Source organism: Sphingobium terrigena (genome assembly GCF_003591655.1).
Classification (GTDB): Bacteria; Pseudomonadota; Alphaproteobacteria; order Sphingomonadales; family Sphingomonadaceae; genus Sphingobium; species Sphingobium terrigena.
Window position 1 is genome coordinate 59,499 of record NZ_QVRA01000015.1, and the last position, 22,759, is coordinate 82,257.

General features: G+C 64.4%; 23 protein-coding genes and 1 tRNA gene. 8 read left to right on the forward strand and 16 right to left on the reverse strand.

Translation table 11 applies throughout. From position 1 onward, the window contains the following. The first annotated feature begins 105 nt into the window (after positions 1-105). The 7 genes from aroA (at position 106) to D0Z70_RS16010 (ending at position 6,899) form a co-directional block, all read left to right on the forward strand. A complete protein-coding gene (aroA, locus tag D0Z70_RS15980; protein ID WP_182913990.1) occupies positions 106-1,416 on the forward strand; it encodes a 3-phosphoshikimate 1-carboxyvinyltransferase in 1,311 nt (436 codons plus the stop codon). Beyond that, on the forward strand, positions 1,413-1,664 hold the full coding sequence (locus D0Z70_RS15985; protein ID WP_119748220.1) for a CBU_0592 family membrane protein: 252 nt from the start codon (positions 1,413-1,415) through the stop codon (positions 1,662-1,664). The genes aroA and D0Z70_RS15985 overlap by 4 nt, the downstream gene beginning before the upstream one ends. Then, positions 1,661-2,296, forward strand: a complete 636-nt coding sequence (cmk, locus tag D0Z70_RS15990; RefSeq protein ID WP_119748222.1) for a (d)CMP kinase — start codon at positions 1,661-1,663, stop codon at positions 2,294-2,296. The genes D0Z70_RS15985 and cmk overlap by 4 nt, the downstream gene beginning before the upstream one ends. Positions 2,297-2,465: 169 nt before the next feature. Continuing rightward, positions 2,466-4,178, forward strand: a complete 1,713-nt coding sequence (rpsA, locus tag D0Z70_RS15995; RefSeq protein WP_119748291.1) for a 30S ribosomal protein S1 — start codon at positions 2,466-2,468, stop codon at positions 4,176-4,178. Positions 4,179-4,343: 165 nt separating this feature from the next. After that, on the forward strand, positions 4,344-4,634 hold the full coding sequence (locus D0Z70_RS16000) for an integration host factor subunit beta (protein ID WP_006961926.1): 291 nt from the start codon (positions 4,344-4,346) through the stop codon (positions 4,632-4,634). A 47-nt stretch (positions 4,635-4,681) separates the two neighbouring features. Continuing rightward, a tRNA-Leu gene (locus D0Z70_RS16005) sits at positions 4,682-4,767 on the forward strand. A 347-nt stretch (positions 4,768-5,114) separates the two neighbouring features. Then, positions 5,115-6,899 carry a cation:proton antiporter domain-containing protein gene (locus D0Z70_RS16010; protein WP_119748224.1) on the forward strand — a complete coding sequence of 595 codons (1,785 nt, stop codon included), beginning with the start codon at positions 5,115-5,117 and terminating at the stop codon, positions 6,897-6,899. A gap of 99 nt (positions 6,900-6,998) precedes the next feature. On the opposite strand, the gene D0Z70_RS16015 is transcribed toward D0Z70_RS16010, so the two are convergent. The 16 genes from D0Z70_RS16015 to D0Z70_RS16090 form a co-directional block, all read right to left on the reverse strand. Then, on the reverse strand, positions 6,999-7,790 hold the full coding sequence (locus D0Z70_RS16015; protein WP_119748226.1) for a LysR family transcriptional regulator: 792 nt from the start codon (positions 7,788-7,790) through the stop codon (positions 6,999-7,001). Beyond that, positions 7,787-8,185 (reverse strand): Co2+/Mg2+ efflux protein ApaG, encoded by a 399-nt coding sequence (gene apaG / locus D0Z70_RS16020; protein WP_119748228.1) that lies wholly within the window; start codon positions 8,183-8,185, stop codon positions 7,787-7,789. Before apaG ends, D0Z70_RS16015 begins: the two co-directional genes overlap by 4 nt. A 32-nt stretch (positions 8,186-8,217) precedes the next feature. Beyond that, a complete protein-coding gene (locus D0Z70_RS16025) occupies positions 8,218-9,426 on the reverse strand; it encodes a trans-sulfuration enzyme family protein (RefSeq protein ID WP_119748230.1) in 1,209 nt (402 codons plus the stop codon). Further along, a complete protein-coding gene (locus D0Z70_RS16030) occupies positions 9,423-10,421 on the reverse strand; it encodes a threonine dehydratase (RefSeq protein WP_119748232.1) in 999 nt (332 codons plus the stop codon). Before D0Z70_RS16030 ends, D0Z70_RS16025 begins: the two co-directional genes overlap by 4 nt. 63 nt (positions 10,422-10,484) lie before the next feature. Then, entirely contained in the window at positions 10,485-10,904 is a 420-nt protein-coding gene (locus tag D0Z70_RS16035; RefSeq protein WP_119748234.1) for a hypothetical protein, read from the reverse strand. A 65-nt stretch (positions 10,905-10,969) separates the two neighbouring features. Continuing rightward, a complete protein-coding gene (gene leuB, locus D0Z70_RS16040) occupies positions 10,970-12,013 on the reverse strand; it encodes a 3-isopropylmalate dehydrogenase (protein WP_119748293.1) in 1,044 nt (347 codons plus the stop codon). Between the two features lie 146 nt (positions 12,014-12,159). Further along, positions 12,160-12,894 (reverse strand): DNA repair protein RecO, encoded by a 735-nt coding sequence (recO, locus tag D0Z70_RS16045; protein ID WP_119748236.1) that lies wholly within the window; start codon positions 12,892-12,894, stop codon positions 12,160-12,162. A 19-nt stretch (positions 12,895-12,913) separates the two neighbouring features. Further along, complete coding sequence (uvrC, locus tag D0Z70_RS16050) at positions 12,914-14,830, reverse strand: excinuclease ABC subunit UvrC (protein ID WP_119748239.1); 1,917 nt, start codon at positions 14,828-14,830, stop codon at positions 12,914-12,916. A gap of 349 nt (positions 14,831-15,179) precedes the next feature. Continuing rightward, positions 15,180-15,794 carry a F0F1 ATP synthase subunit B family protein gene (locus tag D0Z70_RS16055; RefSeq protein ID WP_119748241.1) on the reverse strand — a complete coding sequence of 205 codons (615 nt, stop codon included), beginning with the start codon at positions 15,792-15,794 and terminating at the stop codon, positions 15,180-15,182. Continuing rightward, positions 15,787-16,281: a F0F1 ATP synthase subunit B family protein gene (locus D0Z70_RS16060; protein WP_119748243.1), complete on the reverse strand. Its 495-nt coding sequence runs from the start codon at positions 16,279-16,281 to the stop codon at positions 15,787-15,789. The genes D0Z70_RS16055 and D0Z70_RS16060 overlap by 8 nt, the downstream gene beginning before the upstream one ends. Positions 16,282-16,366: 85 nt before the next feature. Further along, positions 16,367-16,594 (reverse strand): F0F1 ATP synthase subunit C, encoded by a 228-nt coding sequence (locus D0Z70_RS16065; protein ID WP_006961951.1) that lies wholly within the window; start codon positions 16,592-16,594, stop codon positions 16,367-16,369. 53 nt (positions 16,595-16,647) lie between these two features. Further along, on the reverse strand, positions 16,648-17,433 hold the full coding sequence (locus D0Z70_RS16070) for a F0F1 ATP synthase subunit A (protein ID WP_119748244.1): 786 nt from the start codon (positions 17,431-17,433) through the stop codon (positions 16,648-16,650). A 134-nt stretch (positions 17,434-17,567) separates the two neighbouring features. Continuing rightward, positions 17,568-17,891 (reverse strand): AtpZ/AtpI family protein, encoded by a 324-nt coding sequence (locus D0Z70_RS16075; protein WP_119748295.1) that lies wholly within the window; start codon positions 17,889-17,891, stop codon positions 17,568-17,570. A 171-nt stretch (positions 17,892-18,062) separates the two neighbouring features. Beyond that, positions 18,063-18,464, reverse strand: a complete 402-nt coding sequence (locus D0Z70_RS16080; RefSeq protein WP_119748246.1) for a YdbL family probable chaperone protein — start codon at positions 18,462-18,464, stop codon at positions 18,063-18,065. Continuing rightward, complete coding sequence (locus D0Z70_RS16085; protein WP_017182713.1) at positions 18,461-18,649, reverse strand: YnbE family lipoprotein; 189 nt, start codon at positions 18,647-18,649, stop codon at positions 18,461-18,463. Before D0Z70_RS16085 ends, D0Z70_RS16080 begins: the two co-directional genes overlap by 4 nt. After that, positions 18,646-21,876 (reverse strand): intermembrane phospholipid transport protein YdbH family protein, encoded by a 3,231-nt coding sequence (locus D0Z70_RS16090; RefSeq protein ID WP_119748248.1) that lies wholly within the window; start codon positions 21,874-21,876, stop codon positions 18,646-18,648. The genes D0Z70_RS16085 and D0Z70_RS16090 overlap by 4 nt, the downstream gene beginning before the upstream one ends. 135 nt (positions 21,877-22,011) lie before the next feature. Here D0Z70_RS16090 and radC point away from each other — a divergent pair, with 135 nt between their 5' ends. Further along, on the forward strand, positions 22,012-22,707 hold the full coding sequence (gene radC, locus D0Z70_RS16095) for a RadC family protein (RefSeq protein WP_119748250.1): 696 nt from the start codon (positions 22,012-22,014) through the stop codon (positions 22,705-22,707). The last annotated feature ends 52 nt before the right edge of the window (positions 22,708-22,759 follow it).

The following is a 22,759-nucleotide window of genomic DNA, read 5'->3' on the forward strand; positions in this document are numbered from 1 at the left end:
CGCCTTGCCATAGCGAGACGGCGCTGTCAAAAGCCGGGCGCATTTTTTCGCCCCCGACATGATCGGAACGCTTTAGTGACTGCCTCTTCTTCATCACCGACCCCCATGACCTTCGCCGCCGCCCCTGCCCTGTCGGGCAGCGTGACCGTGCCGGGCGACAAGAGCATTTCCCACCGGTCGCTGATGCTGTCCGCACTGGCGGTGGGGGAAAGCCGGGTCGAAGGGCTGCTGGAGGGCGAGGATGTGCTGGCCACGGCTGCTGCAATGCGGGCGATGGGTGCGGACATAGAGCGCGACGCGGACGGCATCTGGCATGTCCATGGCGTGGGCGTCGGTGGGCTGCTCCAGCCCGAAACCGCACTGGACATGGGAAATAGCGGCACATCGACGCGGTTGCTGATGGGGTTGCTCGCCAGCCATGACCTGACCGCGACGTTCATTGGCGATGCGTCCTTGAGCAAGCGACCGATGGCACGGGTGACCGAGCCGCTGGCGCGGATGGGGGCGAGCTTCACGACCAGTCCGGGCGATCGCCTGCCACTGACGATGCGGGGCGCCTGCCCGGCGGTGCCGCTCGACTATCGGCTGCCGGTGGCATCGGCGCAGGTGAAGTCAGCGATATTGCTGGCGGGGCTGAACACGCCGGGCATCACCCGCGTGGTCGAGCCGATCCCGACGCGCGACCATAGCGAGCGGATGCTGCGGGGATTCGGGGCGGAGTTGAACGTCGAGGTTGAGGACGACGGGACGCGGATCATCACGCTGGTGGGGGAAGCGGAATTGAAGCCGCAGCAGATCGTCGTGCCGGGCGACCCGTCCTCGGCAGCTTTCCCAATGGTCGCGGCGCTGCTGGTGCCGGGATCGCGGGTGACGATCGCCAATGTCGGGCTGAATGCGACGCGGGCCGGGCTGATCGACCTGCTCCGCGAGATGGGCGGATCGATTGAGGTGACTAACTCGCGTGAGGTGGGCGGCGAGCCGGTCGGCGATCTGGTGGTGACCGCATCGGCGCTGAATGGCGTTGAGCCGGACCCGGCGCGCGCACCGAGCATGATCGACGAATATCCGGTCGCCTTCATCGCCGCCGCGCTGGCGCAGGGGCGCAGTATATTTCGCGGGCTGGACGAATTGCGGGTCAAGGAATCGGACCGGATCGCGACCATGGCAGCAGGCCTGCGCGCGATTGGCGTGAGCGTCGAGGAACTGGAGGATGGCATCATCATCGAGGGCAGCGGCGGCGCGTTGCTGGCAGGCGGCGGGCCGATCGCGACCAAGCTGGACCATCGGATCGCAATGAGCTTTGCCGTGGCGGGGCTGGTGTCGCGCGATGGCGTGACGATCGACGATATGGCGCCGGTGGCGACCAGCTTTCCCACCTTCGTGCCGCTGTTGCGGACGCTGGGAGCGGTAGCGTGACGATGGACTGGGCCAATATCGTCGGATTGCTGGGCAGCGGGCTGATGGTGGTCGCTTATGCTTACAGCAATATCGCGAAGGAAATGAACTTCCTCTGGTTCAACCTGCTTAATCTGGTCGGGTCGCTGCTGCTGATCGCGTCGCTCACCATCCATTTCAATCTGGCGTCGATGGCGCTGGAGATTGTCTGGGCCGCGATCGCGGTGATCGGCCTCGCCAACACGATACGCAAAGGCAAGGCCCGATGATCATAGCTGTCGATGGTCCCGCTGCGTCGGGCAAGGGAACGATAGCCAAGGCATTGGCGCGTCATTATGGCCTGCCCTGCCTTGACACCGGGCTGCTCTATCGCGCGGTCGGCCTGTCAGTGCTGAAACGCGGCGGCGACCCGGATATCAAGGCCGATGCACTGGCCGCGTGCGATTTTGGCGACGAGATATTGGCCGACCCAGCGCTGCGCAGCGAAGCGGTGGGCAGCCTCGCTTCCCGCGTGTCAGTGCATCAGGTGGTGCGCGACGCGCTAATCGCGCGGCAGCGTGATTTTGCGACCCAGCCGGGCGGCGCGATCCTTGACGGGCGCGACATCGGCACGGTGATCGCGCCGGATGCCGACGCCAAGATTTTCGTCACCGCCAGCGTCCATGTGCGGGCCGAGCGTCGCTACAAGGATGGCGTCGCGCAGGGCGGACATCCCGATATGGACTCGCTAATCGCCGACATTCAGGCGCGCGATACGCGCGACATGAGCCGCGACCATGCGCCGCTGAAAATCGCCGATGGTGCGGACTTGCTAGATACGAGCGATTTGACTATAGACGCGGCCGTCCAGCGGGCGATTGCGCTTGTGGACGCCCAGCTTGAAGGTCGCCCTAAGGGCTGACCCGTCAAGGCGCGCGGTTTTACCACGCGCCCTTTTCGCTTTTCACGGCCGCGCGTTCCCAAGCCCCTAACCGGCTGGATACGCGCCGGATATTCGGTCCTGCGCGTGTTTTGGCCAAAGACCATCGGATACAACCGGTTGGCCAGCAATGATGTATGAAGGACTGACCATGGCCTCTACGGCATTCCCCACGCGCGACGATTTCGCCGCGCTTCTCAATGATTCCCTCGGTGGCGAGGACGGCGGCTTTGAAGGCCGCGTCGTCAAGGGCACCGTTACCGCCATCGAAAACGACCTGGCCGTCATCGACGTAGGCCTGAAGTCCGAAGGCCGCGTGCCGTTGCGCGAATTCGCGATGCCGGGCCAGAAGGCCGACATCAAGGTCGGCGACGAAGTCGAAGTCTATGTCGACCGCGTCGAAAACGCCCATGGCGAAGCCATGCTGTCGCGTGACCGCGCCCGCCGCGAAGCCGCCTGGGACAAGCTGGAAGCCGAGTTCACCGAGAGCGCGCGCGTCGAAGGCGTCATCTTCGGTCGCGTCAAGGGCGGCTTCACCGTCGACCTGGACGGCGCCGTGGCCTTCCTGCCCGGCAGCCAGGTGGATATCCGCCCCGTGCGCGACGTCACCCCGCTGATGGACATTCCGCAGCCCTTCCAGATCCTGAAGATGGATCGCCGCCGCGGCAACATCGTCGTGTCGCGTCGCGCCATTCTGGAAGAAACCCGCGCCGAACAGCGCAGCGGCCTCATCCAGACGCTGGCCGAAGGCCAGATCATCGAAGGCGTCGTCAAGAACATCACCGACTATGGTGCGTTCGTTGATCTGGGCGGCATCGATGGCCTGCTGCACGTCACCGACCTGTCGTACAAGCGCATCAACCACCCCAATGAAATGATCAACATCGGCGATACCGTCCGCGTGCAGATCATCCGCATCAACCGCGACACGCAGCGCATCAGCCTTGGCATGAAGCAGCTGGAAAGCGATCCTTGGGAAGGCGCAAGCGCCAAGTACCCGATCGGTGCCAAGCTGTCGGGCCGCGTCACGAACATCACCGAATATGGTGCGTTCGTCGAGCTGGAAGCGGGCATCGAAGGTCTGGTTCACGTTTCGGAAATGTCCTGGACCAAGAAGAACGTCCACCCCGGCAAGATCGTTTCGACCAGCCAGGAAGTCGAAGTTCTGGTTCTGGAAGTCGATCCCGAAAAGCGCCGCATCTCGCTGGGCCTCAAGCAGGCGCAGTCGAACCCCTGGGACAGCTTTGCCGAGCGTCACCCGATCGGTTCGACCGTCGAGGGCGAAGTCAAGAATGCGACCGAGTTCGGCCTGTTCATCGGCCTGGACGGCGACGTCGACGGCATGGTCCACATGTCCGACATCGCATGGGGCATTTCGGGCGAAGACGCACTGGCGCTGCATCGCAAGGGCGAAGCCGTGCAGGCAGTCGTTCTGGACATCGACGTCGAGAAGGAGCGCATCAGCCTTGGCATGAAGCAGCTTGAGCGTGGCGGCCCGGCTGCGGGCGGCACCACCGCTGCTGCTGCTGGCCTGAACAAGAACGCGATCGTCACCGTGACCGTTCTGGAAGTCCGCGACGGCGGCCTGGAAGTCCAGGCTGGCGAAGATGGCGCCACCGGCTTCATCAAGCGCAGCGACCTGGGCCGTGACCGTGACGAACAGCGTTCGGAACGCTTCCAGATCGGCCAGAAGTTCGACGCGATGATCACCGGTTTCGACCGTGCGAAGAAACCGACCTTCTCGATCAAGGCGATGCAGATCGCTGAAGAGAAGCAGGCTGTGGCACAGTATGGCTCGTCCGACAGTGGCGCGTCGCTGGGCGACATTCTGGGCGAAGCGCTCAAAGCCAAGACCGAAGGCTAAGCCCTTTCCGCCTTGCAGCGAACAAAAAGCCCGCCGGAACCTGGGTTCCGGCGGGCTTTTGCATATGTTTCTGGAAACGAAACGAACTTCTTGTTCCATCATTGTCAACGCCTTGCCGAATCTCTATGCAAGACAGGGGCACAGCAGAGGGGCGCTGGAGAACCAATGATCCGTTCGGAATTGATCCAGAAACTGGCCGACGAAAATCCGGGGTTGAACCTTGCGGAGGTAGAGAAGATCGTCGATCTTTTCTTCCGCGAGATTGTCGATCGGCTGGCATCGGGCGGTCGCGTCGAACTGCGCGGCTTTGGCGCTTTCACCACCCGTGCGCGCGACGCCCGCACCGGACGCAATCCACGCACCGGGGAGCAGGTGCCGGTATCGGCAAAGCGCGTCCCCTATTTCAAGCCGGGCAAGGAAATGCGCGAACGGCTGAACGTCAAGGGCGAAAGCTGATTACAGCCGCTTGACCTGATCCGCGCCAGCCGTCAGGGAAGCGGCACGCGGACGTGGCGAAATCGGTAGACGCAGCGGACTTAAAATCCGCCTTCCCCTGGAATTGCGGGTTCAAGTCCCGCCGTCCGCACCAGTTTTTTGAGCGCGATTGTGCGATACGCCTGATGTTTGGCGTTCAACCGGAAAGCAATGTTGTTGCGTCGTCATCAGAATTTTCTGACGATTGAGCCAACGGCGTGATGGGTAAGGCATACCAAATTTCTCCTCGCTCCGCCGTTTGACGGAGTTTGAGCAATTTCGCCGAACAGGATCATGGGTTCCTCTTGTGGGATTTCCGGGCGAGATATAGTTCATGCGGATAGTTGGAGGTGTCGGGCCACGATCACCATGTCAGTAAACAGCTAATGGCGATCGGTATCAGCACCCTTCTTTTCTACCAAAAGGCTGGATATTCCGCCCGCTTGCCGCGATGATGCGGGTATGGCCGGTGCAATTGATCCCAACAGTTTTAGCGACTCCCTCGTCATACTGGGTGCGGCGGGGCTGGTTATTCCCGGTTTTGCGCGGTTTCGGATCAGTCCGGTGATCGGGTTCATCCTGGTCGGGCTGGCGGTCGGGCCAGCCGGGCTGGGTTCGCTGGTCGGGCAATATCCCTGGCTCTATCATGTCACCATTTCCAACCGCGCGGCGATCGAGCCATTTGCCGAACTGGGCGTCATATTATTGCTGTTTTCCATCGGGCTGGAGCTGAGCTTCAAGCGGCTGTGGACGATGCGGACGCAGGTGTTTGGCGTGGGTGCCGCGGAATTGCTGTGCAGCGGTGCGCTGATTGCGCTGGGGCTATATGTACTGGGGCAGCCGACGGCGGGCGCGGTCGGTTTGGGGCTGGCGCTGGCGCTGTCCTCCACCGCCGTGGTGCTGCCGATGGTCGGCACGCAGAGCGCAGTCGGCAAGGCGGCGTTCTCCATGCTGCTGTTTGAGGATCTGGCGCTGGTGCCGATCATCTTCATGCTGGGTGCGCTGGCACCGTCCGTCGCGGCCAGTCCCGACGGGGCGTGGGGCGAGATGATGAACACGCTGATGCGCGGGGGCATTACCATCGCCATCATGCTGGTGCTGGGCCGCGTGTTCCTGCCCCATATTTTCAGCCAGGCGGCGCGGACCAAAAGCCCGGAGGTGTTTCTGGCCGCCAGCCTGCTGGTCGTCATCGTCTCCAGCCTGGCGACGTCGATCGCGGGCCTGTCCCCCATTGTCGGGGCGCTGCTGGCGGGGCTGATGATCGCGGAGACCGACTATCATGGCGAGGTCGAAGTGATGACCGCGCCGTTCAAGGGGCTGGCGCTGGGCGTGTTCCTGATCACGGTCGGCATGAGCCTGGACATTCGCGTCATCCTGGCCAACTGGCCCAGCCTGCTGCTGGCGGTGATGGGCGTGGTGTTGGCCAAGACGCTGGTGACCGCGGCGCTGCTCTATTTTTCCGGGGCGCGCAAAGGCGTGGCGCTGGAGGTGGGCGTGCTGATGTCCAGCCCGTCGGAAACCACGTTGATCGTGCTGTCGACGGCGGCGGCGGCGCAACTGATCCTGCCATCGACTGCGGCCTTCTGGCAGATCGTCACCGCCATTGGCCTGACCATCACGCCGCTGCTGGCGCGGATCGGCCATGATATCGCCCGGCGGCTGGAAATGGCGCTGGGCGAGGAGTTGCCGGAAGCCAGCGAGGAGCATGTCGAGGCGGCGGCGGTCGTGATCGGATTTGGCCGGGTCGGGCGAATGGTGTGCGACCTGCTCAAGACCCACAAGCAGCGCTTCATCGTCGTCGAATCGGACCCCGATGTCGTCGCCGAGGCGCGGCGGGCGGGTTATCCGATCCTGTTCGGCGACGTGGCGCGGGTGGAAATGCTGGACAAGCTGCGGCTGGGCCATGCCCGCGCGCTCATTCTGACTATGGATGATCCGGTACTGTCGGTGCGGCTGACCAGGCGGGTGCGCGGTTGGGTGCCCGATCTGCCGATCATCGCGCGCGCGCGCGATACCGATCATGCCGCGCAGCTTTACAAAGCAGGCGCAAGCGATGCGGTGCCGGAGACGCTGGAAAGCTCGCTGCAACTGGCGGAGACGGCGCTGGTCGATCTGGGCGTGGCGATGGGTCCGGTGATCGCGTCGATCCACCAGATGCGCGAGGATTTGCGGGTGGACATCAAGGATGCGGCGCAGATGGCGACAGCACCGAAATTGCGGCGGCTGCGGCCGGATGAGGTTGGGTGAGTTTATCGAAGCCCGTTCGTTTCGAGCGAAGTCGAGAAACATGGCGCGCAGGTTTCTCGACTTCGCTCGAAACGAACGGATCGTAGAGAGATTTTTCGCTTAAGCCAGCAGCGCCTCGACCAGCGCCTTGACCTTTTTCTGGCGCCATTGCGGTAGCGGGGCGATGAGCCAGTAGGAGAGCGGCGACGGGGCGGGATCGCCCACCTGGCGGATGCGTCCGGCGGTCAGGTCCGCCTGAGCGAGCAGCAGCGGCACGCTGGCGCGGCCAAAGCCGGTGGCGGCGGCTTCGATGGCGAGGCCGCCATCGGCAACGCGGATCGCGGCGGGCTGATCGTCCGACGGGCAGCCGGGCCAGGCGATGCGCTGGTCCGGGCCGCCATTGGCCGCTTCCACCGTGACGAACAGCGATTCGCCAAGCTTCACGCCCTCATGCTCGCCGACCCGGTCGGACAGGCGCAGGGCGAGATCGAGATTGGCTTCGGTGAAATCGAGTATGTCATCCGCCGCGACCAGCGAGAAAGTGAGGCCGGGCTGGCTGGCGGCATAGGCGGCCAGGCGCGGCTGGAGCCATTTGGCGGTGATGTCGCGCGGCGCGGCGATGGTCAGCGCGCTGCTGGACTGGCCCGCCTGCATCGCACGGACGGCTTCTTCAAATTCGAGGAAACCTGCGCGCAGGGCGTCCAGGCCGCCTTCGGTTTCCGGGGTCAGTTCCAGCCCCTTGGGCGTGCGGCGGAACAGGACGACGCCCAGCAGATCCTCCAGCGCGCGAATCTGCTGGCCGACGGCGGCGGGGGTGACCGCCAGTTCGTCGGCAGCGCGGGTGAAGGACAGGTGCCGGGCCGCCGCGTCCAGCACGCGCAGGCCGTTGAGCGGCAAATGGGTGCGCTTCATTCGGCAACCGCCGGGGCGATGAGCGCGAAATGGGGAATCGCGACTTCGAAGGTTTCACCGCCAACGCCGATCATCTGATAGCTGCCCGTCATCGAGCCGGTGGGGGTATTGAGCGGGCAGCCCGACACATAGTCATAGCTTTTGCCCGGCTGCACCACCGGCTGTTCACCAACCACGCCGTCACCATCGACCCGGTGCTGGACGCCGCGCCCGTCGGTGATGATCCAGTGGCGGGTCAGTAATTGCACCGGCAGGTCGCCCTGATTTTCGATGCGGATATGATAGGCCCAGAACCAGCGGCCCCGGTCCGGCTCCGACTGTTCGGGCAGGAAGGAGACGGCGACATGGACAATCACGTCGCGCGTCGTCGCGTGAAAGGGGAAGAGCGCGTTCATAGCTGTGAGATGCGCTTGGCCGAGGCCTCCCGTCAACGTCCTATTGATGTAAGCGCGCGATCAAGATCAGCGATCACATCGTCGGCATCTTCCAGTCCGACGTTCAGGCGCAGCATATCCTCGGTAATGCCGACCTCCAGCCGCGCCGCTTCGGCCATGCCGAAATGGGTGGTGGAGGCAGGATGGGTCATGAGCGATCGCGAGTCGCCGATATTATTGCTGATATCGACCAGTTCGAGACCGTTGAGCAGACCATGCGCCTCCGCCCGGCCACCGCCGACATAGAGCGAGAAGATGGGACCGGCCATGTCCATCTGCGACATGGCGAGTGCATGCTGGGGATGGCTTTCGAGGCCGGGGTAGAGAACCTTGGCCACGCGGCCTTCGAGGAAGGCGGCAACCTTGAGCGCATTCTCGCTCTGGCGGCGGATGCGCAGGTCGAGCGTTTCCAGACCTTTCAGCACCACCCAGGCGTTGAACGGGCTGAGCGTCGGGCCGGTGTTGCGGTGGAAGGGCAGCAGGACATTGTCGATCCAGTCGCGCGTGCCGCAAATCGCCCCCGCCAGCACCCGGCCCTGCCCGTCCATCATCTTGGTCGCGCTATAGGCAACGACGTCCGCGCCAAACTCCATTGGCCGCTGGAGCGCGGGCGAGGCGAAGGCATTGTCGACGACGCTGGTGATGCCATGCGCCCTGGCAATGGCGCAGACGGCGCGCAGGTCCACCACGTCCATGGTCGGATTGGCGGGGGTTTCAAAGAAAAACACCTTGGTATTGGGCTGGATTGCGGCTTCCCATGCGGCGGTGTCGCGCGCGTCGATCGTGGTGGTTTCGATCCCGAATTTGGGCAGCAGCGTGTCGGTCAGCCAACGGCAGGAGCCAAAGGCCGCCTTGGCCGCGACGACATGGTCGCCCGCCGACAGCTGGCACAACAGAGCGGCCGTCATCGCCGCCATGCCGGTGGCGGTCGCGCGGCAGGCCTCTGCCCCTTCGAGCAGGGCGATACGCTGTTCCAGCATCTCCACGGTCGGATTCTGGAGGCGCGAATAGGTCATGCCCTGCTGTTCACCGGCGAAGCGCGCGGCGGCGTCCTCCGCCCGGTCATAGCTGTAGCCGCTGGTCAGGAAGAGCGCTTCGGAGGTTTCGCCCCATTCGCTGCGCGCGGTGCCGCCCCGGATGGCCAGCGTGGCTGGCTTCCAGTTCTTCGTGATCTCCGGGTTCTGACCGCTTTTCCGCTTCATATCGCTTTCCGCATGTCTTGCCGCACCACCGGGGTAGCGCCGCCCAATATTTCGGCCATCTGGCTCATGTCGCCATTACCGCCCGACAGGATAACTGCAACCTTCTTGCCCCGCATCGCGTCCTTTTCCTGTAGCGCGGCGGCGAGCGCAACGGCCCCTGCCCCTTCGGCCAGATTATGGGTGTCCTGCCAATAATGGCGGATCGCAGCCGCAACTTCATCATCAGTGACGGCAACGAAGCGATCGGCACGGGGACCGAAATAGTCGAGAGCGGCCTGCACCGGGGTGCAAACGGCGACGCCATCGGCAAAAGTGTAAGCCGTGGGGCTGGCGAGCAACCGGCCCGCCTCGAACGAGCGTTTGGCGGCATCGACATGGGCGGACACGACGCCCACGACCTTGGTGTTCAGGCCCAGCGCATCGCGCGCGGCGATGGTGCCGCACAGGCCTGAACCGCAACCGACGGGGACATAGACGGTGTCGATGTCCGGCACGGCGTCGAACAGTTCCAGGCCATAGCTGGCGACGCCCCGGACCAGCTCGTCATGATAGGCCGGGACCATGAACAGCCCTTGTTCGGCGGACAGGCGGAGGGCTTCTGCCTTGGCGCTGTCGAAATCATGGCCATGTTCGATCAGGGTTGCGCCGAACGCGCGCATTGCGGCGTTCTTTTCCAGCGCATTGCCGTGGGGAACGACAATCGTCGCCTTCAGCCCGGCGGCAGTGGCGGCGCGGACCTGCGCCTGACCATGATTGCCGCGTGTCGCGGTGATGATGCCGGTGACGTGCGGGTGAGTGCGGCGGAGCCAGTCGATATAGGTGATAGCCCCGCGCACCTTGAACGCGCCGGTGGGGGTGTGATTCTCATGCTTGACCCACAGCTCGCATCCGGCGCGCGCGGCGAGCAGCGGCCAGACATATTGCGGGGTCGGCGGCACCTGCGCATGAACCATCGCGGCGGCAGAGCGGAGCGAGGCGAGGGAGAAGTCGGTCATCCCGGCGCTCTAACTGCCGCGCCGGGACCAGGACAGAACCGTTACCGACGAATTGGCCTTCAATCAGGCCGCCCGACGTGGCTGCGCATCCATCAGCGGATGCAGGTTCCGTTCTTCCCACGCCATCCGTTCAGCCAATTCGCCTTGCAGGGCGAGTACGGCTTCAAGATAGCCGCTCCAGTCCTGCGCGATCAGGGTGGGCGTCCAATATTTGATATGATCGCTGTACAGCAGGAACAGGGCACGGATCGCCCGGCCATGTTCGCGCAACAGTGGATCGGCCTGCGCCGCCAGATGGCCATCGCGCAGGGCCAGGGCACAGGCATCCTCTCGCCCCATATGTTCACGAAACAATTGAGAGAAAGCGATGCGCTTTCGCGCTATATCCGGCAGGGCTTCGATGCCGCTGGTTCGCATGACGTGCGCGAATTCGCGCATCATCACCCGCAAGGCTTCATGATCCTGCTTCAATGTTATCGACATAGGTGCGTCCCCGTTTTCTACTTAGAACGACGGGGCAGCAAAATCTTAAGGGATGCGGCGGACGGTCAGAGGACCGCCAGAACCGCATCGCCCATGTCCACCGTATTCATCGCACCGCCCAGATCAGGCGAACGAGCGCCATTGGCCAGCGCCTTTGCCACGGCCTTCTCGATCCGGTCAGCCTGTTCGGGCATCCCCAGCGAATAGCGCAGCATCATCGCCGCCGACAGTATGGTGGCGAGCGGATTGGCCTTGCCAGTGCCGGCGATGTCGGGGGCGGAGCCGTGGATCGGTTCATACAGCCCCTGCCCGCTGCCGTTCAGCGTGGCCGACGCCAGCATTCCGATGGAGCCGACGCACATGCTGGCCTGATCCGACAATATGTCGCCGAACAGGTTGCCGGTGACGATGACGTCGAACTGGCCGGGGTTGCGGACCAGCTGCATCGCGGCATTGTCCACATACATGTGGCTGAGCGCGACGTCGGGATAGTCCGCCGATACCTCTATCACCACGTCGCGCCACAGCTGGCTGGTTTCCAGCACATTGGCTTTGTCCACTGAGCAGAGCTTGCCGCGACGGGCGCGGGCGGCCTGAAAGCCGCTATGGGCGATGCGGCGCACTTCGGCTTCGTTATAGGACATGACGTCATAGCCTTCGCGCAGGCCGTCGGCGGTGGTGCGGAAGCCCTTTTCGCCGAAATAGACGTCGCCATTGGTTTCGCGCACGATCAGCAGGTCGATGGCACCAGCCACTTCGGGCTTGAGCGCGGATTCACCGGCCAGTTCGGGAAACACCTTTGCCGGACGCAGGTTCGAGAAGAGGCCCAGTTCCTTGCGCAGGCCCAATATCGCCTGTTCAGGACGCAGATGCCGTTCCAGAGCGTCGCAATCGGGATCACCCACCGCACCGAACAGGATAGCATCGGCGCGCTTGGCCAGCTCCAGCGTTTCGGGCGGGAGCGGATGGCCGACCGCCTTATAGGCCGCGCCGCCAACCAGCCCATGTTCATAGGTCAGGCCGTCAATCGCCAGCGCATCCAGCACGCGCTTGGCCTGATCAACGATTTCGGGACCGATGCCGTCTCCGGGAAACAGGGCAATGAGCATGTTCATCCTATCCTCAACAGAGCGTCATCCCCGCGAAGGCGGGGATCCATCTCCCAACCGCGCGCCTGTGGAGAGGGGCGGAGATGGATTCCCGCCTTCGCGGGAATGACGGAAAATGTGCGGGACGCTTATGGCCATGCCCCCCTTCACGCAACCGCTCTTTTTAGACGATCGACCAACCTTTCCCTTGCGGCCAGCACATCGGCGCGCCAATCGGTGAGGACGGAGCGTTCAAGGAAGAAGCCGGTGAGGCGCAGTCCGTCGATGATCTGGCTCCATTCGCCTGTCCCTCCCTCCAGCAGGAAGGACGGGAGCGGCAGCAGCAGGTTTTCGTAGCCGACTGCCCCTGACCGACTGACCGCCGCTGCGCTGCGCGGGCTGACATAGGCAAGGTCGGTCGCGTCACCCGTCGCAGCACAGCGGGTCAGGTCAAGGCCAAAGCCCAGTTCGGCGAGCAGCAGCAATTCGTAGCGCACAAGCGCCACCGCCCAGCCGCGTGCTGCGGGGGCCGCCTCTATCGCGCCCAGCACGCCGTCGAGCGCGCTATGGAGCGCGGGATAGGGCGTCCCTTCGGGCAGGGCGATGGCAGTGAGTGCGCAGGCCCAGTCGATCGCGGCGGCGGGCAAGGGTTCGGCATGGAGCGGTGCGCGGCTATGTGCCAGTTCGACGGTCAGTCCGGCAAGCTGCTCCTCCGTCCGTGCGCGAAAGGTCGCGGCCACAGCATTGCCGGGGAGCAGCACCGGGCGCATCGCACGGGACCGCCCGCCCCGCACATAGCCCGCGATCAGACCATGATCGGGTGTCAACAGCCGCGCAATCGCGCCATGTTCGCCATGGGGGCGCAGCGAACAGACGATAGCGGGGGTGGCGAGGATGGACATGGCCTATCCTAGCCCGCCATCACCCATGAAAATAGTCATAGACCTGCTGCGCCACAGCTGTGGAGACGCCGGGCGCGCGGGCCAGATCCTCCAGGGCCGCGTCGCGGACGGCGCGGGCGGTGCCGAAATGCATGAGCAGGGCTTTCTTTCGGGCGGGGCCGATGCCGGGAACTTCGTCGAGCGAGGAGACGGTGATCGCCTTGCTGCGTTTGGCGCGGTGGGCGCCGATGGCGAAGCGGTGGGCTTCGTCGCGCAGGCGCTGGAGGTAGAAGAGGACGGGGTGATTGACCGGCAGCATCAGTTCACGGCCATCCATCAGGTGGAAAACCTCCCGCCCGTCGCGGCCATGATGTGGCCCCTTGGCGACGCCGATCATGGTGACATCTTCTATGCCCATTTCCTCCAGCATCGCGCGGGCGGCTGATAGCTGGCCCTTGCCGCCGTCGATCAGCACCAGATCGGGCCATTCGCCGCTGTCGCGGTCCGGGTCCTCGCGCTGGGCGCGGCCGAAGCGGCGTTCGAACATGTCGCGCATCATCGCGAAATCATCGTTGGAGATTTCGGGATTTTTCATGTTGAACTTGCGATAGGCGTTTTTGCGGAAGCCTTCGGGTCCGGCAACGACCATGGCGCCAAGCGCGTGCGCTCCCTGAATATGGCTGTTGTCGTAGATTTCGATGCGGTCGGGGACGCCATCCAGCCCGAACGTCTCGACCAGCTCGTCGAGTATCTTGCCCTGGCTGGTCGTTTCGGCGAGGCGGCGGTCGAGCGCCTCCACTGCGTTGCGCTGCGCCTGCTTGATCAGGCGGGTGCGATCGCCGCGCTGGGGGACTTCGATGCGGACCTTGCTGCCGATCCGTTCGGTCAGCGCCTGCGCCATCAATTCGCATTCCGCGGGCGCGCGGTCGGTCAGGACCAGCTTGGGGGGCGGCACTTCCTCGTAAAATTGGGCCATGAAGCTGGCCAGCACTTCATCCTCGGCCACCTCTGCGGTGTGAACCGGAAAGAAGCTGCGATGCCCCCAATTCTGGCCGCCGCGAATGAAGAAGGCCTGGATGCACATCGCCCCGCCCTTTTGCGCCAGCGCGAAAATGTCGGCGTCGCCAAGGCCTTCGGCGTTGATCGCCTGCGACCCTTGAATAAAGGTCAGGGCTTTGAGGCGATCGCGGATGACCGCGGCTTGCTCGAAATCCATCGCGTCGGACGCGGCCTGCATTGCGGTGCCGAGCTTTTGCTGCACCTTGGTCGATTTGCCGCCGAGGAAATCCTGCGCGTCGCGGACCAGTTCGGCATAGCCGTCCGGGTCGATGCGATCGACGCAGGGGGCCGAGCAGCGCTTGATTTGATAGAGGAGGCAGGGGCGCGATCGGTTGGCGAAGAAGCTGTCGGTGCAGGAGCGGAGCAGGAAGAGTTTTTGCAGCGCGTTGATGGTGCGGGTGACCGAGCCTGCGCTGGCAAAGGGGCCATAATAGCGGCCCTTCGCCTTGCGCGCGCCGCGATGTTTCTGGACGCGGGGGAAGGCGTGATCCTCCCGCAGCAGGATGAAGGGGAAGCTTTTGTCGTCGCGCAGCAGGACGTTGTAGGGCGGGCGGTAGCGCTTGATCAGTTGCGCCTCCAGCAACAGGGCTTCCGCCTCGCTGTTGGTGGTCACGATGGTCATGCTGCGGGTCTGGGCGACCATGCGTTGCAAGCGGCGGGGGAGCCGGTCGACCTGGGTATAATTGGCGACGCGATTCTTGAGCGCGCGCGCCTTCCCCACATAGAGGACGTCGCCGCGCGCGTCGTGCATCCGGTACACGCCGGGCCGGGTCGGCAGCGTGCGCAGCGTCGTGCGGATCGCCTCTATCCCGACGTCAAGGTCGGGGGTGCCGGAGCCGCGGACCGTGTAGCTGGCCTTGTCCTCATTGAAACGGTCGGGGGATTGGGGTTGCGACATGGGGATGGAGATAGCGTGCCGGGCGGGGATCGCAATGGGGGCGGTGGGGGGTAAGGGCTACAGAGAAGCCTCCCCCCTTCCGGCAGTGCTATTGCGCATATGAAACTGCCCCCCTTCATCGTCATGCTGAACTTGTTTAGCTGCGCTGGCCTTCGGCTCAGCATCCATTTCTCGTCACGCGCGGCGGCGTTTGGGGCACAATGGATCCTGAAACAAGTTCAGGATGACGTTGTAGAAATAATGAAAAGACATATGCAATTCCCCTCCCCTTGCAGGGGGGATTTCCGTGCCAACGAAAAAGGGCCGGGATTGCGCCCGGCCCTTTTGCGTTTTGTCTGGCGCGCGGTGGTCAGACGACCGGGCCAAGTCCCTTGATGGCGCTGTCGACCATGGCCTTGTCGGCGCTGGCATTATGGCCCTGAGCGATCAGGCTGGCGGCAGCGCTCGTCGCGGCGTTGACGGCGCGGGCGCGGATGGCGGTGATGGCAGCGCGTTCGGCGGCGCCGATCTTGTCCTCGGCCATTTTCTGGCGGCGGACGACCAGGTCGGCGGCGTTGGTGCGGGCATCCTCCAGCAGGGTTTCGGCCTCATGCTCGGCAGACTTGCGCATCGCTTCGGCTTCACCCGTGGCGGCGGCGAGTTTCGCCTCATATTCCGCCTTGAGCGCGTCAGCTTCGGCGCGCAGCTTGGAGGCTTCGGCGAGTTGGGCCTTGATCTGCGCGATCCGGCCGTCAAGAACGCCGCCGATCAGCGCCGGCACCTTCTTGAACAGGAGGATGGCGATGAAGGCTGCCATGGCCAGGCTGACCCAGGCGGTGGCGTCCATGCCGACCGCTTTGGGGTCCGTATGGGGGGCGACGCCTTCATGCGCGACGGTGCCGACCGGCTCCATCCCTTCGGCATGGATCGCCTGGTCGAGGGTCGGGGGCGTTTCGCCCTGATGCTGTGCTGCTGCCTCAGCCATGGGCCAGTGCCGCCTTTACTGCGTTGCGGGCTGCATCGTCCGACGCTTGCACGCCAGCGATACGGGCCACCATGTCGCGTGCCGCATCGGCAGCGACGGTTTCAATTTCTGCCAGAGCGGCGTCGCTTGCAGCCTTGATCCGGGCTTCGGCAGCCGCGATTTTGGCGGCGACTTCGGCATCGGCGGCGGCGAGCTTGGTTTCGGATGCCTTGGCGGCTTGCGCCTTGGCCTGAACCAGCGTCGCCTGGGCGGCGGCACGGCTTTGCGCGTCACGGACGCGATAGTCGGCTTCCGCTTCGTCGGCGCGGGCGAAGGCGGCCTTGGCCGCGTCCAGATCACCACTGATCTTCGCGTCGCGCGCGTCCGCCGTACCCTGAACCTTGGGCACCATGCCGAGGCCGATGACGAAGAACACGAAGCCGAAGGTCAACAGCAACCAGAAAATCTGGCTGGAGTAGGTTTCGGCAATTTGCGCGATTTGAGGCATATCTATCCGTCCGATCAGGGCGCGGTCAATTTAAGGGGATGCGGGCGGAGCGGCACGATACCGCCCTGCCCGCGTCCGAACCGTGTCAGGCCACGAACACCAGGATCATGGCGATAACGAACGCCAGCAGACCCAGAAGTTCCGCCGCGGCGAAACCGATGAACAGACGACCCTGCTGGCCATCAGCAGCACCCGGATTGCGCAGCGCGCCTTCGAGGAATGCGCTGAACACGTTGCCCACACCGAGGGCGGCGATGCCCGCACCGATGGCGGCCAGGCCAGCACCGAGCAGCTTTGCGGCTTCTGCGTCCATGTCGTAAACTCCTTCGTTAGAATATTGATAATGTTGACGAAATTACGGAAATCTTAATGCAGGTTCTCGGCATCGTTGAGATAGACCGAGGTCAGCAGCGCGAACACATAGGCCTGGATCACGGCGACCAGCATTTCCAGCGCGCTGATGCCGATCATCAGGATGAAGCTGGCGGTGCCGACGGTGAGGCCCAGGGCAGGCGACGCATTGGCGCTGTTGATGACGAAGCCCGCAAGCACCTTCAGCAGGACGTGGCCAGCGGTCATCGCGACGAACAGTCGCAGGCCCAGGCTGAACGGACGCACCATGAAGGAGACGAGTTCAATAAGGAAGAGTGGCGGGATCATCAGCGCGGGCGTGCCGTGCGGAATGAAGAGCGAGAAGAAATGGAAGCCATGTTTGGCAAAGCCGACGATCAGGACGATCGAGAAGCTCATGATCGCCAGCACGCCGGTGGCGGTGAAATGGCTGGTGAAGGTGAAGGGGTGAAGCCCGACCAGGCCCAGCGGCAACATGCCAAGCAGATTGGCCAGCAGGATGAACATGAAGAGCGAAAAGACGTAGGGGATATATTTGCGCCCCTTGTCACCGATATTCGCGATCAGCAGGTTCTTGATGAAGCCGGTCATATATTCGACCGCCATCTGCCAGCGACCGGGGACCAGTTCGCGCTTCATGCCGCCGATCACGAAGATCCACAGCACCACAGCAGCCAGCACCATATAGAGGGCGCTGTTGGTGAAGGCGATGTTGAAGCCGCCGAGCGACAGATGATCCGTACCGAACAGGGGTTCGATCGCAAATTGATGCATCGGATCGATTTTGCCGGATTCTGCCACGCTGGACCCCTGTTACGTCTAAACCGTCGGATTAGAGCGGTTTACGAACCGCTCTAAATCTATACTTTTGCGCGGTTTCCGAGTCATCAGATGATTCCATCTGATTAGAAACCGCTCCCAGACAAAAGCGTCCCTTATTCCGGGGGACGCTTCGTCGTCGTCAATCTGATGATGTTCCTGAACGCCGCCACGATGCCAAGACCGAGGAAAACGAGCAGGAGCCATGGGGATGTGCCAAACAGCCGGTCGAGAACCCAGCCGATCAACGCACCGCCGACAAGACCGCCGATCAGTTCCGCAAGAACCCGGTTGCCCAGGCGAGACCCATCGTCCGCCTGCTGCTCCACAGCCCCCTGCCTGACCTTTTCGACGGATTCAGCGCGCGCGATCCGCTCTTCCAGAGACGTGATGCGCGCGTCCTCCCCCGCCGGGTCCTGTCCGGGTCCATCCGCAACCATGATCATCCTCCATCCGGGTTCGACCCCTTATGGCAGGCGGCATGGCGCTTGCGGCTGCACCCGTCAAGGCGCGGCCCGTTTAGAAAGGCGATTGCGGATAGTCAACCATGGTTGGGCAGAGATTGCCCCACCCGAACGAAGGAATGAGAAAAGTCCGCCAGAGCGGGATTTTCAGCCCGCGGTTGCGCAGTAAGAGGGCAGCGCGATCGCGCCTGCGCCCTTGGTCTGCCACGCGCCAGCGCCGATGCGATAGGCCTGCCCGGTCTTGACCCGGCTGCTGAGCGTCTGACAACCGGTGGCGGCGGCGACGTCCTGCACGGTCACGCCGCGCTGGCTGGCCAGTTGGGTATAGGCGGCGCGGCGCTTGATATTGATCGATTCGACTTCGGCGCGGACATCGGCCCCCACCGTCCCGGCGATGCCGAGATAGCCGTCGGCCTGTTCGCCCACGGTGCCGGCCGCCATCGCGCTGGCCACGGCGCCGGTCTGGGCGCGGGCGGGCGCGGTCATCGCGAAGCCGGTGGCCAGCGCGACAGCGGCACCGGCGGCGATCAGGAGAATCTTGCGTGTCATTGCGGGAACAACTCCGGGTTATTCTGGATGAGGTCCTGTGCGTCACGTTGCAGGCGCACGACGACCTCCTGCTGCACCTTCACATTCAGATTGATTTCGATCGGCTTGTCAGGCGCCTTGACCTGAATACAGCCCCCAAGGGCCAGACCGGCGAAACCCGCCATCATGATTGCTTGCTTCTTCATTTGTGCTCCCCGTTTGGCACGTTGTCGCTTTCCACAGGCTGAACCGCAAGGCTTTCGTTCAATTTGCTCTTCATGTTCGCCTGCATCTGGTCGCCAATGCTGTTCTGGATCAGTTGCGACGGGTCGATGAAGGACTGGGCGGTGCCGAGCAGTCCCCGGAACGGCGCGGAAATGCGTACGTTGAAGAGGAAAGGCAGGCCAGTGAAGTTGCGCGCCAGCCCTGCCGGTGCGCCGCCCAGCTGGCCGCGATTAATGCCGTTGAACACGACGTTCGTAACCATTTCGCCGTCCAGCGCGCCATCCATCAGGATTGTCAGACATTTATATTGCAGATTTTTGAGCGCGTCGAAGGCCAGCCGCCCCATCGTGCCCAATTGTTCGTTCGACACCGGGCCGACATAGGAGAGGACGCCGGACTGGAGCGCGGGGTCGCAGGGGATGGTCGGCAGCACACCTTCGGGCATCAGCAGCGGCGGCATACCCTGTTGCCGGGCGACCAGCACCCCGCCCGCGATCCGCCCGCCCTGCGCGTTGAAGATCAGCGGCATCAGCCCGTCAAACGTGCCGGTGGCCGAGATATTGTCCAGCTCCATCGCCTGGATGAACGCGCCCGCATCCAGGCCGATGACGCGGAAGGTCAAATAGCGATCGACATCGGCGCTGAAATCCATGGTGGTGGGGAGCAGCACCAGTTGCCCCCCGGAGAAAGGCCAGCCGCCGCCCTCGATTCGCACCTTCTGCCCGGCTTCCAGTCGGTAGCGGACCGTGCCGTCGCGAACTTCGACGCCGGGATTGACCGAGGCGATCTTCACCGTTTGGCCCGGCGCAGTGACCATGTTGATCAGGTCGGTGAAGCGGATTTCGCCTGACAGCCCCTGCACCGGGCCGAAGGCGGCGGCGAGATTGGCATTGTCGGTGCGGAAGGTGCCGGTGGAGGTGACGGCTGATCCGGTCCAGTCGATCCGCCCCTCCCCGGTCACGGTCGCCGCGACATTGGCGACGACGCCGAGTGCCAGTGGGGTGACTTCGTCGGGCTGGAGGGTGGGACCGAAGGCGAGGCCGGGGACGGTCAGGTCGGCATGACCCTTCCCACTGTCAAGCTCATGCGCGATCACGGTGCGGGCCACGGTTGCGCCATTGCGCGGTGCAGTCAGCGTGCCGGTGGCAGCGATGCGGCCATTTTTGAAGGTCAGGGCGAAAACGGGGACGGCGAGCGGGTTGAAGCGCACGGGCGACTGCGAATCGCGCACGGTCATGGCGGCGCGGAAATCGAGCGCACTATTGGCAAAGCTCCATGTGCCATTGCCCTGTTCCGCGATTAGCGGGACGGTGCCGATCTGGCCCCCTGCCCCGCTGACTTTGCCATTCATGCCACGCGCAGTCATTGCGCCGTCCAGGCTGGCGGCGCTCAGGCGGACCGGCGCATCGTTCGGGCCTAGCGTCAGCGCGGGATTGGCGAGCGCGAAACCGGTCTGGCCGAGCGCGATGCGGGCATGATCGGCGGTCAGGCGCAGCGGGCTGTCGCCGCTGGTGCCGGTGAGCGCCAGATCGCGGATGTCCGCACCGCCGCTCACCCCCTTTGGTCCCATGGCGAACAATGCGCCGCCGCCCGGCGGGCAGAGCGTCTGGCGGGTCTGGCCAATGGCGAAGGCACCATAGCGGCCTTCGAGCAGCGACAAAGGGACGCAGCGGCGGTTGATCGCCAGCGCGCCATTGGCGGCAAGCTGCCCCTCGATCGGCAGGCTGAGGCCGCGCACGCGACCGTCGGGCAGCGGGCCGTCGAGCCGCAGCGCGGTGGAGAAGCGGGTGGTGCCGTCGGGCTGGGCGAGGAAGCGGACGCGGTCGATGGCAAGGCGCGCGTCGCCTGCGGCATAGGGATTGACGAACAATTCGCCGCCAAAGCCGCCACCGGGACGGCGCGCGAGGCGAAGCGCGGCGTCGGGCAGGCCACCGCCCTCTGTACGCAACGCGCCTTCGAGCGCCCAGTCGAGCGCAGACCCGGCACGGCCGGGCCAGCCGAGCGTGATACGGCCATCGGGGGCAAGGCCTGCCTGTGCGCCGCTGCGCGCGGTGAGGCGACTGTCGGTCAGGACGAGGCTGCCAGTTGCGCCGCGCTGGACCAGGGCGAAGCGGGTGCGGATCTGGTTGCTGTCGCCTGCGCGGCGCACCGCGTCGGCGAGGCGGGCGGCGAGTGGCGCCACCGGGGTGCCGACGGTCGAGGCGCGCAGGGTAGCCAGCGGATCGCGGCCGGAAACGCGGAGCTGGCGGCCGGAGAGTTCGCCTTGCAGCGCGGTTTCGCCGCTCTTGACCGACCATGTGCCATTCAGGGCGGCCTGTTCGAGCATTGCCCCCTGCCCCGCCAGCGCCTGTGCGCCAATGCGGGCGCGGCCGCTGGTGGCGGCAGCTGTGCCGTCGAAATCAACGCGACCTTTGGGTGCGGCAAGGACGATGCCGCTGGCCTTGAGCGCCTCGCCCGCCAGATCGACATGGCCACTCCAGCGGTCGAAGGCCGCGCCAAGCGTCAGGTCGAGCGTGGCGACCGGGCGGGCTATGGCGGCACTGTCGCGGCAGGCCAGCGCGGCGGCGCGAACCGGACCGGTGACATGCGGGCGGCCCTTATCCATGGCGAGGGCTAGCGAGGCGCTCCCTTCGGTCAGGCCGCAACTGGCGAAGGCGGCGCGGGGCATGACGGCGGCGAGTTTGCCGCGAAAGCCGGAGCGCAAATTACCCTCCCCGTCGATCCGCATCCCCAATTGGCCAGCGTCGGTATCGAGACGCAGCCGCGCGTCGGCGAGCGAGAGGAGAATGTCGGGCAGGCTGAAGGGCGCGGTCGAATCGGGATCGCGGAATTTGTCGAGTTCGCCCAGGCGCAGCACGCCGGCATTATATGAGCCGCGCATCCGCACGCCACCGGCGCGCACCGCGGCGACCTGCGGCGTCAGGCCGGCAAAGGCGATGTCTACTTCGACCCAGTCGGCGGTCAGATCAGGATTGGCGGGATCGCCCAGCAGGATATGTTCGATCCGCTGGGTGCGCAGGCCGACATCGACCAGATCATAATTGGCCTGCACCCCGCGCCTGTTAAGTTCGCGGCTGACGAAATTTTCCGCGATCGGCGCGCGCTGGGTCCACAGCGCAACCAGCACCAGCGCAAGCGACCCCGTGCCGACACCCAGCCAGCGCAGCCAACCCCGGCGAACCTGCTCTTCGCCGTTCTGTTCTTCCATGCCTATGGCCAACCCCGGCTTTCAAGTAACGCTGATGGTCCGTAACGGGACCATAACGTCTGACCCCGCGTAAATATCCTTGCCCCGCGATTCCGCACCTTATAGCGTCCTTTGCCGGTAGCGAGGGACGCAAGTGTGGCGGAGCAGGACGCAAAAGTCACGCATGACGGCACAGGGCATCGCGCGCGGTTGCGGCAGAAACTGGCGGAGAGCGGCGGGGATGCACTGCATGACCATGAGCTGATCGAATATCTCCTCGCCCTGGCCATTCCCCGGCGCGATACCAAGCCGCTGGCCAAGGCGCTGCTGCGCGAATTTGGCGGGATTGGCGGGCTGATGAGCGCCGACTGGCAGGCGATCGCGCGGGTGCCGGGCATGGGCGACACCAGCATCGCGGCGATCAAGATCGTGCAGGCGACCATGCTGCGGACGCTGCGCAACGAGGTGGCGGCGCGGCCGGTGCTGGCCAGCTGGCAGGCTCTGCTCGACTATCTGCGCGCGGACATGGCGTTTCTGGGCGTGGAGCGGGTAAGGGTGCTGCACCTGAACGCGCGCAACATGCTGATCCGCGACGAGAATATGGGCGACGGGTCGATCGACCAGGCGGCCATCTATGTGCGCGAGGTTATTCGCCGGGCGATCGACCTGGGATCAGCGGCGATCATATTGGTGCATAATCACCCCAGCGGATCGCCCGAACCCAGCCGTCAGGACATAGATGTGACGCGGCAGATCATCGACGCGGGCAAGCGGCTGAACATCGCGGTGCATGACCATATCATCGTGGGCGCGAACGGGCATAGCAGTATGCGGGCTATGGGGTTGTTGTGAGGGGGGAAGTGCCGGAATAGGGTGGTTAGTGGACGGTCGGCTCTCGGCGCCG

What these genes read in the sequence shown, in the direction of transcription:
- D0Z70_RS16055 (WP_119748241.1), bottom strand. Translation starts at nt 15,794, where the DNA reads ATGGCTGAGGCAGCAGCACAGCATCAGGGCGAAACGCCCCCGACCCTC.
- D0Z70_RS16090 (WP_119748248.1), bottom strand. Translation starts at nt 21,876, where the DNA reads ATGGAAGAACAGAACGGCGAAGAGCAGGTTCGCCGGGGTTGGCTGCGC.
- D0Z70_RS16060 (WP_119748243.1), bottom strand. Translation starts at nt 16,281, where the DNA reads ATGCCTCAAATCGCGCAAATTGCCGAAACCTACTCCAGCCAGATTTTC.
- D0Z70_RS16010 (WP_119748224.1), top strand. Translation starts at nt 5,115, where the DNA reads ATGGCCGGTGCAATTGATCCCAACAGTTTTAGCGACTCCCTCGTCATA.
- D0Z70_RS16035 (WP_119748234.1), bottom strand. Translation starts at nt 10,904, where the DNA reads ATGTCGATAACATTGAAGCAGGATCATGAAGCCTTGCGGGTGATGATG.
- leuB (WP_119748293.1), bottom strand. Translation starts at nt 12,013, where the DNA reads ATGCTCATTGCCCTGTTTCCCGGAGACGGCATCGGTCCCGAAATCGTT.
- D0Z70_RS16025 (WP_119748230.1), bottom strand. Translation starts at nt 9,426, where the DNA reads ATGAAGCGGAAAAGCGGTCAGAACCCGGAGATCACGAAGAACTGGAAG.
- aroA (WP_182913990.1), top strand. Translation starts at nt 106, where the DNA reads ATGACCTTCGCCGCCGCCCCTGCCCTGTCGGGCAGCGTGACCGTGCCG.
- cmk (WP_119748222.1), top strand. Translation starts at nt 1,661, where the DNA reads ATGATCATAGCTGTCGATGGTCCCGCTGCGTCGGGCAAGGGAACGATA.
- D0Z70_RS16085 (WP_017182713.1), bottom strand. Translation starts at nt 18,649, where the DNA reads ATGAAGAAGCAAGCAATCATGATGGCGGGTTTCGCCGGTCTGGCCCTT.
- apaG (WP_119748228.1), bottom strand. Translation starts at nt 8,185, where the DNA reads ATGAACGCGCTCTTCCCCTTTCACGCGACGACGCGCGACGTGATTGTC.
- uvrC (WP_119748239.1), bottom strand. Translation starts at nt 14,830, where the DNA reads ATGTCGCAACCCCAATCCCCCGACCGTTTCAATGAGGACAAGGCCAGC.
- D0Z70_RS16000 (WP_006961926.1), top strand. Translation starts at nt 4,344, where the DNA reads ATGATCCGTTCGGAATTGATCCAGAAACTGGCCGACGAAAATCCGGGG.
- D0Z70_RS16075 (WP_119748295.1), bottom strand. Translation starts at nt 17,891, where the DNA reads ATGGTTGCGGATGGACCCGGACAGGACCCGGCGGGGGAGGACGCGCGC.
- rpsA (WP_119748291.1), top strand. Translation starts at nt 2,466, where the DNA reads ATGGCCTCTACGGCATTCCCCACGCGCGACGATTTCGCCGCGCTTCTC.
- recO (WP_119748236.1), bottom strand. Translation starts at nt 12,894, where the DNA reads ATGTCCATCCTCGCCACCCCCGCTATCGTCTGTTCGCTGCGCCCCCAT.
- D0Z70_RS16065 (WP_006961951.1), bottom strand. Translation starts at nt 16,594, where the DNA reads ATGGACGCAGAAGCCGCAAAGCTGCTCGGTGCTGGCCTGGCCGCCATC.
- D0Z70_RS16015 (WP_119748226.1), bottom strand. Translation starts at nt 7,790, where the DNA reads ATGAAGCGCACCCATTTGCCGCTCAACGGCCTGCGCGTGCTGGACGCG.
- D0Z70_RS16030 (WP_119748232.1), bottom strand. Translation starts at nt 10,421, where the DNA reads ATGACCGACTTCTCCCTCGCCTCGCTCCGCTCTGCCGCCGCGATGGTT.
- D0Z70_RS16080 (WP_119748246.1), bottom strand. Translation starts at nt 18,464, where the DNA reads ATGACACGCAAGATTCTCCTGATCGCCGCCGGTGCCGCTGTCGCGCTG.